This window comes from Isoptericola sp. NPDC057653, from assembly GCF_042799955.1.
Classification (GTDB): domain Bacteria; phylum Actinomycetota; class Actinomycetes; order Actinomycetales; family Cellulomonadaceae; genus Isoptericola.
Genome location: NZ_JBHVHP010000001.1, coordinates 815,897 through 831,825, shown reverse-complemented (window position 1 = coordinate 831,825; position 15,929 = coordinate 815,897). Strand labels below are relative to the sequence as shown.

Genomic DNA, 15,929 nt, shown 5'->3' with positions numbered 1-15,929 from the left:
CGGGCGGCGGGCCCTGGGGTCGCCGGTCACCTACCGTGGTCCCGTGAGCGAACGCACCGACCTCCCCCATGTCGTCGTCGTCGGCGGAGGGTTCGGTGGCCTCGCGGTGGTGAAGGCCCTCGCGAAGGCGCCCGTCCGCGTCACCCTGGTCGAGCGCCGCGTGTACAACACGTTCCAGCCGCTGCTCTACCAGGTCGCCACCGGCGGGCTGAACGCGGGCGACGTCACCTACTGGCTGCGCGGGCTGCGCCTGAAGCAGAAGAACCTGCGCGTGCTGCACGAGCACCTGGTGGGCGTGGACCACGACGCCCGCACCATCCGCCTCGCCAACGACGAGGAGATCTCGTTCGACTTCCTCGTGCTCGCCAACGGCGTCACGGTGAACTTCTTCGACACGCCCGGCGCCAAGGAGAACGCGCTCGGCATGTACTCCCGCTCGCAGGCGCTACGGATCCGCGACCAGCTCTTCATCCGGCTGGAGCGGTCGGCGTTCACCCCCGGGACCGACGAGGGCCTGCGCGTCGTCGTGGTGGGCGGCGGCGCCACCGGCGTCGAGGTGGCGGGCGCGCTCGCCGAGCTGCGCACCGCCGGGCTCGCGCCGGCCTACCCCGAGATCCACGGCGACGCGTTCGAGATCACCGTGGTGCAGCGCGGCACCGACCTGCTCAAGTCGTTCCACCCGACGCTGCGCGAGTACGCCGCCAAGGAGCTGGGCCACCGCGGCGTGAAGCTGCACCTGGGTGCGGGCGTCGCGGAGGTGCGGCCCGGGGCCGTGGTCCTCACCGACGGGACCAGCCTCCACGCCGACCTCACGGTGTGGTCCGCGGGCGTGGGCCCGCACGCCGAGGTGGACGACTGGGACCTGCCCCGCCGGCGCGGCGGCCGCATCGCCGTCGGCGCGGACCTGCAGGTCGAGGGGCGGCCCGGCGTCTTCGCGGTCGGCGACATCGCCGAGACCCCCGATTGGCTGCCGCAGCTCGCCCAGCCGGCCATCCAGGGCGGCCAGCAGGTGGCGCGCAACATCCTCGCGATCCTCGAGGGCCAGGCCACCGAGCCGCTCCGGTACCACGACAAGGGCACGATGGCGGTCATCGGGCGCCGGGCCGCGATCGCCGAGATCACGCTGCCCGTGACGTCGAGGAAGCTGCGGCTCACGGCCGGGCTCGCCTGGCTCGTGTGGCTGTTCGTGCACATCATGTCGCTCGTCGGGCCCCGCAACCGCGTCACGACGCTCGCCGGCCTGGTGACCCGGTACGGCTTCCCGTTCCACCGCCGACCGATCCCGATCGTCGGCGACGTGCCCACGATCCGGCCGTCGAAGCCGGACGCCGCACCCCCGGGGACTACGGCGCCGAGCGCGCCCGACGCGTGACGGCGTAGACCGCGAGGATCACGACGACCAGCCCGGCGGTCGCGGCGAGCTGGGCGCGCGCGGCCGGGTCGGACAGCATGAGCCCCGCCAGGGCGACGAGCCCCGCCAGGGTGACCCAGGTGAGGTACGGGAAGGCCCACATCCGCAGCCGCAGCGGCTCGCCGGTGCGCGCGGCATCGGCCTCGAGCCGGGGCCGCAGGCGCAGCTGCGAGACGGTGATGAGCAGCCACACGACGAACAGCGCGGAGCCGACGGCGTTGAGCAGGATCGTGAGGAGCTGCGCGGGCAGCAGCCAGTTGAGCAGCACCGCGACGACGCCGAAGAACACGGAGACCAGCACGGCCACCCACGGCACGTCGCGGCGGGACACGCTGGTCGTGGCGGCGGGCGCGTCGCGGCGCTGGCCGAGGGAGAAGAGCATGCGCGACGTGCCGTAGACGTTCGCGTTGAACGCGCTGAGCAGCGCGAGCACCACGACGACCTCCATGAGCCGCGCGCCGTTCTCGAACCCCGCGAGCTGCAGCACGGACACGAACGGGGACGCGAGGGCCGCGGCGTCGTCCCACGGGATGAGCGCGACGATGATCGCGACCGAGCCCACGTAGAACAGCAGGATGCGCCACACGATGGTGCGGGTGGCGCGGGCGACGGCGGTCCGCGGGTCGCGGGCCTCGGCGGCGGCGATCGCGACGATCTCGATGCCGCCGAACGCGAAGACGACGGTGAGCAGGCCCGCCGCGACGCCCGCCCAGCCGGCGGGGGCGAAGCCGCCGTGCTCGGCCCAGTGGCCCAGCACGCTGCCCGTCACGGGGACGACGCCGACCACGATGAGCACGCCCACCACGAGGAACGCGAGGATCGCGGCCACCTTGATCGCCGCGAACCAGAACTCCGACTCGCCGAACTGCCGCACGCCCACGAGGTTGATGCCGCCCAGCACGAGGACCACCACGGCCGCCACGACCCACTGCGGCACGTCGGGCCACCAGCCGCTGACGATCCCGGCCACGCCGGTCACCTCGACGCCCAGCACCATGATCAGCGTGAACCAGTACAGCCAGCCCAGCAGGAAGCCGGCCCACCTGCCGAGCGCCGCCTCCGCGTAGACGGAGAACGACCCGGACGCCGGCAGCGCGGACGCCATCTCCGCGAGCATCCGCATCACCAGCACGACGAGCGCGCCCGCGATGGCGTAGCTGACGAGGACGGCCGGCCCCGCCGTCGCGACGCCGACGCCGGAGCCCAGGAACAGGCCCGCCCCGATCGCGGAGCCGAGGCCCATCATCGTCAGGTGGCGGGTGCGCAGGCCGTGGGCCAGGGCGCCCGACGGCCTGTCGGCGGTCGGCGCGGCGTCGTCCGTGGGGGTGGTCACGACCGACCACGGTAACCCGAGCCGGCCGCGACCCCCGACGCGTCACTTCGTGGCGACGTCCCGCCGCCGGAAGCCGACGAACGCGAGCACCAGCAGCACGGCGGCCACGGCGCACAGCCCGCCGACGTGCGCCCAGTCGACGTCGCCGGTCATGGAGTTCGGCACCCACCAGAACGGGGAGATCCGGCGGGCCCAGTCGGGCAGGTGGAACAGGTCGGCGAACAGCCCGACGACGATCGTGTACTCCAGCAGGAGCCACACGAGCGACGACGCCCGGGGCGCCCAGGCGAACAGCGCCGCGGCGAAGCCCACGAAGACGGCCAGCGCCGGCAGGTAGAGCAGCCCGGCTCCGGTGACCTCCCAGAACGTCACGTCGGTGGTGCCGGCGACGGCCGCGCCCCCGGCCAGGGCGACGACGCCGGTGACCAGCACGACGACGGTGCCCAGGGACGTCACGCCGAGGTTCGCCCCGAGCCACCGGCCGCGGGAGACCGGCGTCGCGAGCGCGTACTCCGCCCGCCCGGCGTCCTCCTCCGTCTTGGCGCGCAGGGCCGCGACGATGCCGTAGGCGGCCGCACCGAGCGCGGCGTACAGGAGGATGATCCCGACGAAGGCCTTCGTGACCTCGCCGGTGCCCAGCACGCTGGCGTAGACCGGGTTGTCGGCGAGCGACTCCGTCATCGACGGGACCTGGTTGACGATCGTGCCGGTCGCGAACCACATGAAGGCGAGGCCGAGCGCCGTCCACAGCAGGGCCATGCGCTGCTGCAGCCAGACGAGCGCCGACGGGGACCGCAGGGACGCCCGGGCGTCGGCCCGGCCGCCGCGGTCCGGCACGAGACCGGCGCCGAAGTCGCGGCGCGAGGCGAGCGTGGAGGCCAGCACCAGCAGGAGCACGATGGCGACGGCGCCGAGGGCGGCCGGCCACCAGCGCAGGTCCACGTAGGCGCGCATCTGCTGGGCCCACGCGATCGGCGAGAGCCAGGACACCCAGCTCCCGTGCTGCTGCTGCATGTCGCCGATGGTCCGCAGCGTGAACGCGGCGCCGAGGGCCGCCATCGACAGGCCGGTCGCGCCGCGGGAGTGCTCGGTGACCTGCGCCGCGACCAGCGCGATCGCGCCGAAGGTCATGGCGCTCATGGCGACGCCGAGGGAGAGCGCGATCGAGTCGACCGCCTCGAGGCCGTTGCCGATCAGCACCGCGGAGGAGAGCGCGGCGACGACGAGGTTGACGAACAGCACCACGACGAGCGCCGCGACGACGGCGGCGTGACGGCCCACGGCGGCCGCGCGGACCAGCTCCGAGCGGCTGGACTCCTCCTCGGCGCGGGTGTGGCGCACCACCTGCATGATGCTCATGACGGCGAGGGCGAGCACCATCCACAGCACGAGCTCGTTCGAGACGGCCGCACCCACCGTGTAGTGGTCGGTGCCGTAGCCGGGCCCCGTCATCGACACCATGGCGGGCGTCTGCACGAGGGCCGCGCGGGCCTGCATCCCGGCGGGGTCGTCCGCCATCGTCGTGTACTCGGCGAGCGAGGCGAGGTACAGCGCCGGGATCGCGAGCGACCAGACCAGCAGCCGCACGCGGTCGCGCCGCAGGATGAAGCGCACCAGGCTCCACGTGCCCGTGAGGGTGGTCCCCCCGCGCACCGGGGCGGTGAGGGGCGGGGCAGCCAGGACGGCGCTCATCGCGCGCCCGCCCTGCTGCGCGCGCCCGCCTTGTCCTGGGCGCCGGAGACCTCGACGCCGTCGGCGGCGAGCTCGTCGCCGTAGTGCCGCATGAACAGCTCCTCCAGCGACGGCGGCTGCGCGGTGAAGGAGTGCACGCCCAGCGCGCTGACCGCGGGCAGCACGGTGCCCATCTCGGAGTTGTCGACGTCGAAGGTCACGCGGGTGCCGACGCCGTTCGGCGCGGCGGCGAGGTCGTGCACGCCGGCCATGGTGGCGATCGCGGACGGGTCGCGGTCGACGACGGCGGTGACGCTGGAGCGGGTGAGGTGGCGCAGGTCGTCGAGCGTGCCCGACTCGACGTCGCGGCCGCCGCGGATGATCGTCACGGTGTCGCAGACCTTCTCGACCTCGCTGAGGATGTGGCTCGACAGGAGCACGGACGTGCCGGCGGCCTTCGCCTGCCGCACCTGCTCGGTGAACACCGCCTCCATGAGGGGGTCGAGGCCGGAGGTGGGCTCGTCGAGCACCAGCAGGTCGACCTGGGAGACGAACGCCGCGACGAGCGCGACCTTCTGCCGGTTGCCCTTGGAGTAGGTGCGCGCCTTCTTGGTGGGGTCGAGCTCGAACCGCTCGAGCAGCTCGGCCTTGCGCTTCCGGTCGGGCTTGCCGCGCAGGCGGGCGAGGTAGTCGATGGCCTCGCCGCCGGTGAGGTTGGGCCACAGCGAGACGTCGCCGGGGACGTACGCGAGGCGGCGGTGCAGCGCGACGGCGTCCCGCCAGGGGTCGCCGCCGAGCATCCGCGCGCTGCCCGAGTCGGAGCGCAGCAGGCCCAGCAGCACGCGGATGGTGGTGGACTTCCCGGCGCCGTTCGGGCCGAGGAAGCCGGCGACCTGGCCGTGCTCGACGGTCAGGTTCAGCCCGTCCAGGGCCTGGACGGTGCCGAAGGTCTTGCGCAGGTCGTGGATCTCGATCGCGGGCGTGCCCGTGGCGGTGCCCGCGGTGGGTGCAGCCGTGGTGGTCATGGTTCCTCTTCGTCGTGGGTGGGGGTTCCGTCGGTGGGGGCGCTCGCCCCGGGCGGCGGGTCCGGCACGTACAGGAGGTAGTCGTCGAGCATGCGACGGGTGGTGAGGAAGCCCTCGGTGTAGAGCTCGAGCATCGGCAGGTACAGCTCCCCCATGAAGCGGCGCATCGTGGCGCCGAGGTCCTCGGGGTCGTCGGGCGGGTCGAGCGCGACGGACAGCATCAGCGCGCCGAGGGAGGAGTAGACGAGGTAGCGGATCCGGCCCGCCTCGTCGCGGCTGGGCCGCACGACGCCGTCACGCACGGCCTCGGCCGTGTACTCCTGCGCGTCCGCGATCATGTGCTCGGTGAACTCGCGGCCGACGGTGCCGCCCGCCTGGAGCGAGCGGAGCACGTAGCCCACGAGGGGGCTGTACTGGTCGGACTCGGCGAGCACCTCGAGCAGGCGGCCCGACGCGGCCCGGCCGATCGAGTCGCGCTTGACGGCGCGGATCCAGGCGAGGACGTGCTCGTCGCACGCGGCGTGCAGCTTCTCCTTGGACCCGAAGTGGTGGATGACGAGCGCGGGGCTCACGCCGGCGTCGGCGGCGATCGTGCGGACCGAGGCGCCGAGGCCCGACCGGGCGAACCGCAGCACCGCGGCGTCGAGGATCCGCGACCGCGCGCTGCCGTCCGACTGCGGCACGACGGCCCCTCGGGGCTCGGCCACCTCCTCGGCGGCGGTATCGACTGAACGCATGTTCAACAGACTAAACACGTGTTCAGGTTGGAGGCAAGACCCGAGGTGCGGGCCGACGCACGCAACCACGACGAGGTCGTCGTCCGCGGTCGTGCCGTCCGGAGCAGCCACGCCGACCGGGCCTCCGCGAGCGCCCGCGTGCCGTGGTCGACAGTCTCGCGGTCGTCGGTGCACCGACCCTGGCCCCCAACCGGATGACCGGCTCGACGTTGACGAGGCTCGTCCACCGGTTCATGACCGTCGGCACGACGGCACCGTGGGAACGGCGTGCGCCGAAGCAGAAGGTCGCGCACCTCCACCCCAGCAGGGGTGCCTGCCGTTCATGCGCGCCAGGAGTAGTCGCCATCGACCTCGTGGCGGGGGGCGGCGACGTCGGGCAGCCGCCATATCTCGCCGTGAACGTTGATTCCGGCGGAGTCGACGTCGACCGGCGACGAGTCGATCACCTCGATGAGATTCTCGGACGCCAGGCGCACAGTGGCCTCGACCTCGTCCACGTCCGGGAAGACATCCTGGGCATCATGGCGTACCGACTCGACGTAGGCCGCCAAGCCCCCGGAGGAGATCTGAACCCGAACTGGGCTCGCCTGGGCCGTGACTTCGACGGTCGCCCGCGCTCCGTGGGGAGTGGTCTCAATCGGTCCCTGCAGCGTCCCGGCCCGGCGGAGGAGGTCCTGGGCAATCTGCTCTGCTTCGTCCGTGGTCAGCACTGGCTTCCTGACAGGTAGGCGGTGATGATCCGGTGGCCCTTCCGCGCCACCGACACGTCGGCGCGGTCAGAGCCAGCCTATGGCGACGGCGATGAGCAGCTGGGTGACGAGGAACCCCGTCACGAGGTTGAGCCACAGGAACCGCCGCCACCCGGCGTGGGCCTCCTCGCAGCGGGAGTCGGGCAGGCTGCGGTAGGGCGCGATGCTCACGACGTACGGCACGACCAGGACGGCGGCCCACGCGACGGGCGGGCCGCCCAGCAGGAGCACGAGGCCGGCGGCGGCGTAGAGCGCCATTGCCCCGCGCACGGTGCGGGCGGCGCCCAGCCACGTGGCGACCGAGCCGATGGCGGCCGCCCGGTCCGCCTCGACGTCCTGCACGGCGCCGAACGCCTGCGACGCCATGCCCCACAGGAAGAACCCGGCCAGGGCGGCGAGCACCGGCCCGGTGGGCGCGGCGCCCGCCAGCGCCAGCCCGAACACGGCGGGGCTGACGAAGTGCGTGCTGGACGTGGCCGAGTCGAGCACCGGGCGCTCCTTGAACCGCAGGCCCGGCGCGGAGTACGCGACGACGGCGAACACGCTCACCGCGAGCACGGCGGTCGACGCCACGTCCCCCACGAGGACCAGGTAGACGAGGAACGGGACGTTGCTCAGCACGGCGGCCCGCACGGTGAGGCGGTGCCAGCGGCGCGACAGCACGACGCCCTCGATGCCGCCCTTGCGGGGGTTGCGCAGGTCGGACTCGTAGTCCCACACGTCGTTGAGGCCGTACATCAGCAGGTTGTACGGGACGAGGAAGTAGAGGGCGCCGACCACGAGCTCCGGCACCCCGACGCGCCCCGTGCCGCCCGCCATCAGGTACGCGGCGGCGAACGGGTACGCCGTGTTGACCCAGCTCACGGGGCGCGACGAGCCCAGCACCTGGCGCCACGCCGCGGCCGCCCCCGACGTCGCCCCCGACGTCGCCCCGGTCTCCACCGTCCGCGTCACCGGTCGCCCCTCTCCTCGACGGGCTCGCCGACGCTCTCGCCGTCCCCGGCCAGCGCCCAGAGCGCCGGCAGCAGCAGCGCCGCCACGACCGGCCACGCGAGGTCCTCGACCGGCGTGAGCCACAGCCGCACGCCCAGCAGCGCCGTCTCGCCGTACCGGAACAGGTCGGCCGCGATCATGAGGCTGTCGAACACGACCGTGAGCCCCACGAGCCCGGCGGCGGCGAGCGCCGTCGCCGCCCACCACCTCGCGCCGAGGCCCCGCACCGCGGTGGCCACCAGCGCGACGACGAGCGCCCCCACGACGGCGGCGACCCCGAGCCCGGCGTACGTCATCGCCCCTCCCCCGTCCGCGCGGGGACGACCGCGGCGGTGTCCCGCCCGGCGGGCCCCGACCGGGAGGCGGCGCGCCGCGCGAGGCCGCGCCGCAGGAGCCCGTGGAGCACGAGCGTGAGGTGGCAGAGGAACAGGATGAAGAACAGCTCCTCCAGCGGCAGGTGCGGGGCGAGCTCGACGCCGGTCGTGACGGGCCCGCCGCGCGCGTAGAAGCCCCGGTCGATGGCGACGAGGTCCCACGCGAGGAACACGAGAGTGCCGGCGGCCAGCACCGCCGCGCCGCGGCCCGGGGTGGCGGAGAACAGGACGAGGCGCGCGCGGCGGTCCACGGCGACGGTCGAGGCCAGGGCGCCGAGCAGCAGCCCGAGGTAGAGGAACGAGGTCCAGGGCAGGGCGATCACTCCCAGGGGTGGAGGGCCGGCCCGGTCACGGGGAGCGGGTCGGCGCTCGTGTCCCCGCGGACCCGCTTCACGGCGAGCTCGGCGCTGATGAGGCACATGGGCAGGCCGACGCCCGGGATGGTCGAGCCGCCGGCGTGGAGCAGGCCCGCGACCCGCCGCGACCGGTTGCCCGCCCGGAACATCGCGCTCTGGCGGAGCGTGTGCGCCGGCCCGAGCATGCCGCCCGACCACGACGAGAGGTCGGCGGCGAAGTCGCCCGGGCCGACGGTGCGCCGCACGACGATCCGGTCGCGCAGGTCCGGCACGCCCGCCCAGGCCGCCACCCGGTCGATGGCGGCGTCCGCGACCGCCTCGACCGCGGCGTCGCCCATGCCGTCCTCGCCGCCGCGGCCGAGGCCCGGGTCCGCGGGCACGGGGACGAGCAGGAACAGGTTCTCGTGCCCGGGCGGGGCGACCGACGGGTCGGTGCGCGAGGGCGTGCACACGTACAGGGACGCCGGGTCGGGCACGCGCCCGGCGGCGATCGCGCCGAAGTTCTCCTCCCAGTCCGCGGCGAAGAACAGCGCGTGGTGCGGCAGCTGCGGCACCCGGCCGCGCACGCCCAGCATCACCAGGACGCCGCCCGGGCCGGGGTCGCGCCGGGCCCACCACCCCGGCGACCGCTCGCGCAGGTCGGGCGGGAGCAGGTCGGACTCGACGTGGTGCAGGTCGGCGGCGGTGACCACGACGTCCGCCGGGGCGTGGTGCGCCCTGCCGGCGGAGTCCTCCCACCGCACGCCCGTGACCGACGCCCGAGGGCGGCGCGGACCGGGGACGGGGAGTCCGGTCCGCACCACCCCCGGCGCGGCCCCGACGGCCGTGGTGGTGATCGTGGTCGCCCGGGCGCGGGTGCGCAGGGTGACCCCTGCGCCGACCGCGAGCGACGCGACCGCGTCGACCACACGTGCGAACCCCCCCAGTGGGTAGCGCACGCCGCCGTCGAGATCGAGGGCACTCATCAGGTGGTACATGCTCGGCGCCCGGTCGGGCGTGGAACCGAGGAAGACCGCGGGGTAGCCCAGCACCTGCCGCAGGCGCACGTCCTGGAAGCTCGCCGCGACCCGGCGCGCGAGCGACGCGCCGAGCAGGGGCACCAGCCGGTGCCACCGCGCCGCGACGTCCCGGTGGGCGAACGGCCGCCACGACGCGAACGTCGTGTACAGGAAGTGCCGCAGGGCCATGTCGTAGGTGTCGTGCGCGGAGTCGAGGTAGCGCTCCAGACGCGCGCCCGCCCCGGGCTCGATCGCCTCGAACGACGCCACGTTGGCCGCCCGGTCGGGCGAGACGTCGAGAGGCCGGTCGTGCCCCTCGAAGAACACCCGGTAGGCCGGGTCGAGCCCCACCAGCTCGAGCTCGTCGTCCGCGGTGGTCCCCATGAGCCGGAACCAGTGGTCGAACACCTCAGGCATGAGGTACCACGACGGGCCCGTGTCGAACCGGAAGCCGTCCCGCTCCCACGAGCCGGCCCGGCCGCCCACGACGGCGTGCCGCTCCAGGACCTCCACCTCGTGGCCGTCGCGGGCGAGCAGCCCCGCCGTCGCCAGCCCGGCGATCCCGGCACCCACCACCACGACCCTCACCGGAGCACGTCCCTCGCGAGGACGCCGGCCACGATCCGCGCCTTGACCGGGCCGGGCACGCGCACGCGCTGGCGCCGGATCGTGGCGGCGGGGGTCTCGGCCAGCCGCCGGGACAGCGCGGCGAACAGGTCGTGGGCCGCCCGCACCGCGCGCCGTGAGCTGCGCGGCAGGCCGTCGATCGCCACGGCCGCGGCCGCCAGGTCGGCGTCGACGTCGGCGAGCAGCCGGTCCCGGTCGGCGTCGTCGAACGCGTCGACGTCGAGGCCGGGGAAGTACGAGCGACCCCGCTCGTCGACGTCCTCCGCCAGGTCGCGCAGGAAGTTGACCTTCTGGAACGCCGCGCCGAGGCGGGCGGCTCCCGGGGCGAGCCGGTCGTAGGCCGCGTCGTCCCCCGCGACGAACACCCGCAGGCACATGAGGCCCACCACCTCGGCCGAGCCGTGCACGTACGCCGCGAAGCTGGCCTCGTCGTGCGCGGTGACCGTGAGGTCCGCCCGCATCGACGCGAAGAACGGCGCCACCAGGTCGTCCCCGATGCCGAACTGCCGCGCCGTCCGCGCGAAGGCGTGGACCACGAGGTTGCTGCTGCGACCGCACGCCGTGGCGCGGGCGACCTCGCGCTCGAGGTCGTCGAGCAGCTCGGCGCGCGCGGCGGCGCCGAGGCCGGGGCGGACGTCGTCGACGATCTCGTCCGCGACCCGGACCAGCGCGTACACCGTCCGCACGGGGTCGCGCACGGGGTCGCCGAGCAGCCGGCAGGCCCAGCCGAAGGACGACGAGTAGGCCCGGATGACGACGGCGGCGCTGCGCACCGCGACGGCGTCGTACAGGTCGTCGGCGGCAGGGCCGACGGCGTCGGCGGTGTCGGCGGTGTCGACGGTGTCGACGTCGTCGGCGGGGGCCGGCGCGGCGTGGACGCCTGCCGGGGCGGGCCGGACGGTCCGGGCGGCCGGGACGGCGCTCATGCGGCGCTCGGGGAGTCGTCGGGCACGGGACCGGCCACGCGGGCGGCGAGGACGCCCAGGCCGAGCTCCTCGCCGAGGCGGACCGCGTCGCGCTCGAGGACCCTCGCGAGGGCCTCGACCGCCGCGCGGGCGCCGCAGGCCGCGAGCAGCTCCCGCGCACGGTCCAGCTCGGGCTCCGCCGCGTCGGGGCGGCCCAGCACGGTGCTCAGCTCCTCCCACGCCCAGGTCCCGCGCGCGAGCGCCACGAGCGGGGTGCACTTGCCCTCGCGCAGGTCGGACGCGTTGCTCTTGCCGGTCTCCGCGGGGTCGCCGAACACGCCGTCGAGGTCGTCCCGGAGCTGGAACGCGACGCCCAGGTCCCGGCCGAGGCGCTGGACGCCGGCGTCGAGGTCGTCGCGGCCCGCGAGGATCGCGGCCGCACGCAGCGGGAGCTGGAAGCTGTACACGGCCGTCTTGCGCTCGGCCGTGAGCAGCACCTCGTCGAGGTCGGCGCAGGAGGAGCCGAGGCTGAGCCAGACGTCCGCGAGCTCGCCGTCCGCCGTGAGGTGCATGGCCTCGTCCAGGACGTCGAGGAGCCGCTCGGTGGTCGCGGGCGCCGCACCGCACAGCGCGACGGCCCGGACGGCCCCGGCGAGGGCCAGGTCGCCGGCGAGGATGCCGGCGGCGGCGCCGTAGTCCCGGGCCTGCCGGGGGCTCGCCCCGGACTCCAGCGCCTGCGCGGCGTGCGCGCCGGCCACGTTCGGGCGGCCTCGGCGGGTGTCCGCGCCGTCGATCACGTCGTCGTGCACGAGGAACGCGTGGTGGAGCAGCTCGACGGCGGCGCCGACGCGCACCGCGACCTCCCGCGGCTCGGGCGGCGCCGCGCCGGCGAGGGCGTCGTAGGCCTCCACCAGGATCCGCGGTCGCAGCCGCTTGCCCCCGTGGCTCGTCCCCCGCACCGCGCCCCACAGGCGGGTGCCGTCGGGGCGGTCGCCCGCGGCGAACAGGCTCTCGACCGCGCCCTCGACGGCGCCACCCACCTGGTCGACGGCGTCGGGAGTCGAGTGCGGCACGTTCCACCTCCTCGTCCGGAATGTATCTAGCCTAGCAAGATACTAGCCACAGGAGGTAGTCGTATGATGGGCGCGTGACCGAGGCACCCGGAGACGGCTCGTCCTACTGGTACGGGACGCAGGACGCGGAGCCGCGCCGCCTCCTCGAGGCCCTGCGCGCGTTCCGCCGCTCCGACGAGTCGATGCGGCGCCGCGCCGGCCGCGACATGGGGATGAACCTCACCGACCTCCGCGCCCTCCAGCACGTCATCGCGTGCCAGCAGCAGGGCGACCCGGCGACCCCGCGCGGGATCGCGGAGTACCTGGCGATCTCCACCGCCTCCACGACGAAGCTGCTCGACCGCCTGGTCGCGTCGGGCCACCTCGAGCGGCACCCGCACCCGTCCGACCGCCGGTCGGTGGTCGTCGTCGCCTCCGCGGCGGCCCACGCCGAGGTGCGCGAGCGCCTCACCCACGTGCACGACCGCATGCTCGAGATCGCGCGGGCCGTCCCGGCGCACTGCCGCCCCGCCGTCCAGGAGTTCCTGCTCGCCATGGCCGCAGAGGCCGAGGCGGAGGCCGACGACGCCGCGGGCACCGTGGTCGGCGAGACGTCCGCCTGATCCCCGCGGGCCCGGCGACGCGCGCCCAGGGCGGGTCAGCCCGGCGCCGTCCAGCCCGCGGACCGCAGCTCCGGCACCTGCGCGACCATCCACGGGCTCAGCGCCCACGGCGCGAGCGCCACGAGGCCCTCGACCTCGTCGGGGCCCACCCAGCGCAGGTCCATCACCTCGTCCGGGTTCGGCACGGGCTCCTGATCGGTCGTGGCGAGCAGCACGGGGCAGAGCTCGTTCTCGACCACGCCGCCGGCGTCCACCGCGCGGTAGCGGAACGAGGGCAGCACCGGCTCGCCCGTGGTGGCGACGTCGAGCCCGAGCTCGTGCCGGGCGTGCCGGCGCACGGCCTGGCCCCACGACTCGCCCTCCCGCGGGTGCCCGCAGAACGAGTTGGTCCAGACGCCCGGCCAGGTCCGCTTCGTCAGCGCGCGCCGCGTCACGAGGACGCGCCCGTCGGGCCGGAACAGGTAGCAGGAGAAGCCGAGGTGCAGCGGGGTGTCGCGCGTGTGCACGGTGGCGCGCGGCGCGCGACCGAGGTGGGTGCCGTCGTCGTCGACCAGGATCACGTGGTCCTCGGGCCCGGCTCCCCCGCTCATCGGTCGTCCTCGCGCCGCGGCTCCCGGACCGCTCGGGATCGGAGCGCCGCCGGCGCGGCCGCCCGCGCCCGCAGCACGACCGCCGCGCCGAGCACGACGACCGCCGCGGCCACCGCGGCCACCATCGCCGGCGTCGAGGGCGGCCGCCCGTCGGCCCGGGCCACCGCCACCCAGACCAGGCCCCACGCGAGGGCCGCCGCGACCGCGATCCGGCCCTCGCCGCGCACCGCCAGGGCGACGCCGATCCCCGCGACGACCGCGAGGACCCCCACGGCCCACCAGTCGGGGGTCACCGCGCCGCCCGCGAACCCCGCGGCGGCGAGGGCGGCCGCGACGTTCGCGACCGTGGCCACGCACACCCATCCCAGGTAGAGGCCGAGCGTGCCGTCCACGAGCACCCGCTCGGCCGTCCCCGTCGCGGGCGTCCGCACGAGGACCAGGAACGTCCGGGCGAGCACGGCCAGGAGCACCGCGATGACCGCCACGCTCCACCACAGCGCGCCCGCCTGGACCACGAGGATCCACGCCGCGTTGAGCAGCATCGTCGCGGCGACGGGGAGGCGGAGGCGGCGCTGCCGGTCGTCGGCCGCGTGCGCGGGGAGCCACTGGAAGAGCGTGTACCCGGCGAGCCCGAGGTAGATGACCGTCCAGATCGAGAAGGCCGGCGACGCCGGGGCCACGAGGGTGGCGTCGGCGGCGAGCGCCCCGCCCGCGGCCTCGGAGACCGGGGTGCCGCCGAAGACGCCCACGCCGATCATCGAGCCCACGACGCAGACCAGAAAGCTCGCGGTGACCGCGACCTGCTGCAGCCGCGGGGCGGCCTGGGTGCCCGCCATGGGACCTCCTGGGACGTGCGTGTCAGGGCAGGGCCGGGACGGCCGCGCCTCCGTCCCCCACGATGCCATCGCCGTGCGAATATTGCTAGCCTGGCTAGCAACTTGGGTGGGCCGATCCGTGCCGACCGGCCCCACGCGCACGAGAGGCAGGTGGGCACATGCCGTCCGACTCCCCCCTCGTCCTGGTCACCGGGGCGACCGGCTACATCGGCGGGCGCCTCGTGCCCGAGCTGCTCGCCGCCGGGTACCGCGTCCGCGTGCTCGCCCGGCACCCCGAGCGGCTCGCCGCCCGCGAGTGGGCCGAGGCCGTCGACGTCGTGACCGGCGACGCGGGCTCGCACGGTGACCTGCGCCGCGCCCTGGACGGCGTGGAGGTGGCCTACTACCTCATCCACGCCCTCGGTGGGGGGCCGGGGTTCGCCGACACCGACCGCCGCACCGCCGCCGGGTTCGCGGCCGCCGCCGCCGAGGCCGGGCTGCGCCGCGTCGTCTACCTGGGCGGGCTGTACCCCGACACGGACGACCTCTCGCCCCACCTCCGCTCCCGCCGGGAGGTGGAGGAGATCCTGCTCGCCGGCGACGTGCCCACGGTCGTGCTCCGGGCCGCGGTGATCCTGGGCTCCGGGAGCGCGTCGTTCGAGATGATGCGCTACCTCACCGAGCGGCTGCCCGTGATGGTCGCGCCCCGGTGGATCGACAACCGCATCCAGCCCGTGGCGGTCCGCGACGTGCTCCGCTACCTGGTCGGGGCGGCGACGGTCCCCGGCTCGGTCAGCCGCGGCTTCGACATCGGCGGCCCCGACGTGCTCACCTACCGCCGGATGATGCAGCGCTACGCCGCCGTCGCCGGTCTGCGGCCGCGCGTGATCGGTGCCGTCCCCGTGCTGACGCCGCGGCTGGCGAGCCTGTGGGTCGGGCTCGTCACCCCGGTGCCGCCGGCGATCGCCCGCCCCCTCGTGGGGTCGCTGGTCCACGAGGTCGTGGCCCGCGACCACGACATCGCGGCCTACGTCCCCGACCCCCCGGGCGGGCTGATCGGCTTCGACGACGCGGTCACCCTCGCGCTGGCCCGGATCCGGGACCTGGACGTGCGCACCAGCTGGAGCTCCGCGTCGACGCAGGGGGCGCCGTCCGACCCGCTCCCGGACGACCCGGACTGGGCCGGCGGCAGCCTGCTGGTCGACGACCGGGCCCACGAGGTCGACACCACCCGCGAGTCGCTCTGGTCGGTGATCGAGGGCATCGGCGGGGCGCACGGCTGGTACTCCTGGCGGCTCGGCTGGGTGGCGCGGGGCCTGCTGGACCGGCTCTTCGGCGGGCCGGGGCTGCGCCGCGGCCGCCGGCACCCGCACCGGCTCGAGCCCGGCGACGCGCTCGACTGGTGGCGCGTGGAGAAGGTGGTGCCCGGTCGCCTGCTGCGCCTGCGCGCCGAGATGCGGCTCCCCGGCCTCGCCTGGCTCGAGCTCTCGGTCGAGGACGGCCCCGGCGACCGGCCCGTGTTCCGCCAGCGCGCGATCTTCTCGCCCCGCGGCCTGCCCGGACAGCTCTACTGGTGGGGGATCAGCCCGTTCCACGGCGTCGTGTTCGGCGGGATGCAGCGCAACATCGCCCGCGCGGCGCACGAGCACGCCGTGCACGGCTGACGCCGG

16 protein-coding genes are annotated in these 15,929 nt (G+C 75.2%); 3 read left to right on the top strand and 13 right to left on the bottom strand.

The window, feature by feature from the left end:
* Positions 1 to 43 precede the first annotated feature (43 nt).
* Positions 44 to 1,372, top strand: coding sequence for an NAD(P)/FAD-dependent oxidoreductase (locus ACFU9A_RS03755; protein ID WP_430573923.1), 1,329 nt, complete (start codon positions 44 to 46; stop codon positions 1,370 to 1,372).
* Here the strand turns inward: ACFU9A_RS03755 and ACFU9A_RS03750 are convergent.
* The 11 genes from ACFU9A_RS03750 to ACFU9A_RS03700 all read right to left on the bottom strand — a co-directional run bounded on the left by ACFU9A_RS03750 (position 1,344) and on the right by ACFU9A_RS03700 (position 12,252).
* Positions 1,344 to 2,744, bottom strand: a complete 1,401-nt coding sequence (locus ACFU9A_RS03750; protein WP_430573922.1) for an amino acid permease — start codon at positions 2,742 to 2,744, stop codon at positions 1,344 to 1,346. The genes ACFU9A_RS03755 and ACFU9A_RS03750 overlap by 29 nt on opposite strands.
* 42 nt (positions 2,745 to 2,786) lie before the next feature.
* Entirely contained in the window at positions 2,787 to 4,436 is a 1,650-nt protein-coding gene (locus tag ACFU9A_RS03745; RefSeq protein WP_430573921.1) for an ABC transporter permease, read from the bottom strand.
* Positions 4,433 to 5,440 (bottom strand): ATP-binding cassette domain-containing protein, encoded by a 1,008-nt coding sequence (locus tag ACFU9A_RS03740; protein ID WP_430573920.1) that lies wholly within the window; start codon positions 5,438 to 5,440, stop codon positions 4,433 to 4,435. Before ACFU9A_RS03740 ends, ACFU9A_RS03745 begins: the two co-directional genes overlap by 4 nt.
* Positions 5,437 to 6,177 carry a TetR family transcriptional regulator gene (locus tag ACFU9A_RS03735; RefSeq protein ID WP_430573919.1) on the bottom strand — a complete coding sequence of 247 codons (741 nt, stop codon included), beginning with the start codon at positions 6,175 to 6,177 and terminating at the stop codon, positions 5,437 to 5,439. The genes ACFU9A_RS03740 and ACFU9A_RS03735 overlap by 4 nt, the downstream gene beginning before the upstream one ends.
* A 320-nt stretch (positions 6,178 to 6,497) precedes the next feature.
* Entirely contained in the window at positions 6,498 to 6,887 is a 390-nt protein-coding gene (locus ACFU9A_RS03730; protein WP_430573918.1) for a hypothetical protein, read from the bottom strand.
* 66 nt (positions 6,888 to 6,953) lie between these two features.
* On the bottom strand, positions 6,954 to 7,880 hold the full coding sequence (locus ACFU9A_RS03725) for a prenyltransferase (RefSeq protein ID WP_430573917.1): 927 nt from the start codon (positions 7,878 to 7,880) through the stop codon (positions 6,954 to 6,956).
* Positions 7,877 to 8,215, bottom strand: a complete 339-nt coding sequence (locus ACFU9A_RS03720; protein WP_430573916.1) for a lycopene cyclase domain-containing protein — start codon at positions 8,213 to 8,215, stop codon at positions 7,877 to 7,879. Before ACFU9A_RS03720 ends, ACFU9A_RS03725 begins: the two co-directional genes overlap by 4 nt.
* The gene (locus ACFU9A_RS03715; RefSeq protein WP_430573915.1) at positions 8,212 to 8,616 is read right to left on the bottom strand and encodes a lycopene cyclase domain-containing protein; all 405 of its coding nucleotides are present in this window, start codon (positions 8,614 to 8,616) and stop codon (positions 8,212 to 8,214) included. The genes ACFU9A_RS03720 and ACFU9A_RS03715 overlap by 4 nt, the downstream gene beginning before the upstream one ends.
* Complete coding sequence (crtI, locus tag ACFU9A_RS03710) at positions 8,613 to 10,226, bottom strand: phytoene desaturase family protein (protein WP_430575333.1); 1,614 nt, start codon at positions 10,224 to 10,226, stop codon at positions 8,613 to 8,615. Before crtI ends, ACFU9A_RS03715 begins: the two co-directional genes overlap by 4 nt.
* A gap of 5 nt (positions 10,227 to 10,231) precedes the next feature.
* Positions 10,232 to 11,200 (bottom strand): phytoene/squalene synthase family protein, encoded by a 969-nt coding sequence (locus ACFU9A_RS03705; RefSeq protein ID WP_430573914.1) that lies wholly within the window; start codon positions 11,198 to 11,200, stop codon positions 10,232 to 10,234.
* Entirely contained in the window at positions 11,197 to 12,252 is a 1,056-nt protein-coding gene (locus ACFU9A_RS03700; protein WP_430573913.1) for a polyprenyl synthetase family protein, read from the bottom strand. The genes ACFU9A_RS03705 and ACFU9A_RS03700 overlap by 4 nt, the downstream gene beginning before the upstream one ends.
* 74 nt (positions 12,253 to 12,326) lie before the next feature.
* Between ACFU9A_RS03700 and ACFU9A_RS03695 the strand changes: the two genes are divergently transcribed.
* Complete coding sequence (locus ACFU9A_RS03695; RefSeq protein WP_430573912.1) at positions 12,327 to 12,854, top strand: MarR family winged helix-turn-helix transcriptional regulator; 528 nt, start codon at positions 12,327 to 12,329, stop codon at positions 12,852 to 12,854.
* Between the two features lie 35 nt (positions 12,855 to 12,889).
* Here the strand turns inward: ACFU9A_RS03695 and idi are convergent, their stop codons facing one another.
* Both idi and ACFU9A_RS03685 read right to left on the bottom strand, forming a co-directional pair.
* Positions 12,890 to 13,444 (bottom strand): isopentenyl-diphosphate Delta-isomerase, encoded by a 555-nt coding sequence (gene idi / locus ACFU9A_RS03690; RefSeq protein ID WP_430573911.1) that lies wholly within the window; start codon positions 13,442 to 13,444, stop codon positions 12,890 to 12,892.
* Positions 13,441 to 14,280, bottom strand: a complete 840-nt coding sequence (locus tag ACFU9A_RS03685) for a tryptophan-rich sensory protein (protein WP_430573910.1) — start codon at positions 14,278 to 14,280, stop codon at positions 13,441 to 13,443. The genes idi and ACFU9A_RS03685 overlap by 4 nt, the downstream gene beginning before the upstream one ends.
* 158 nt (positions 14,281 to 14,438) lie before the next feature.
* Between ACFU9A_RS03685 and ACFU9A_RS03680 the strand changes: the two genes are divergently transcribed.
* Positions 14,439 to 15,923: an SDR family oxidoreductase gene (locus tag ACFU9A_RS03680; protein WP_430573909.1), complete on the top strand. Its 1,485-nt coding sequence runs from the start codon at positions 14,439 to 14,441 to the stop codon at positions 15,921 to 15,923.
* Positions 15,924 to 15,929 lie beyond the last annotated feature (6 nt).

Coding starts and splice junctions, on each gene's coding strand:
- ACFU9A_RS03745 (WP_430573921.1), bottom strand. CDS start 4,436: ATGAGCGCCGTCCTGGCTGCCCCGCCCCTCACCGCCCCGGTGCGCGGG.
- ACFU9A_RS03740 (WP_430573920.1), bottom strand. CDS start 5,440: ATGACCACCACGGCTGCACCCACCGCGGGCACCGCCACGGGCACGCCC.
- ACFU9A_RS03735 (WP_430573919.1), bottom strand. CDS start 6,177: ATGCGTTCAGTCGATACCGCCGCCGAGGAGGTGGCCGAGCCCCGAGGG.
- ACFU9A_RS03720 (WP_430573916.1), bottom strand. CDS start 8,215: ATGACGTACGCCGGGCTCGGGGTCGCCGCCGTCGTGGGGGCGCTCGTC.
- ACFU9A_RS03705 (WP_430573914.1), bottom strand. CDS start 11,200: ATGAGCGCCGTCCCGGCCGCCCGGACCGTCCGGCCCGCCCCGGCAGGC.
- idi (WP_430573911.1), bottom strand. CDS start 13,444: ATGAGCGGGGGAGCCGGGCCCGAGGACCACGTGATCCTGGTCGACGAC.
- ACFU9A_RS03685 (WP_430573910.1), bottom strand. CDS start 14,280: ATGGCGGGCACCCAGGCCGCCCCGCGGCTGCAGCAGGTCGCGGTCACC.
- ACFU9A_RS03680 (WP_430573909.1), top strand. CDS start 14,439: ATGCCGTCCGACTCCCCCCTCGTCCTGGTCACCGGGGCGACCGGCTAC.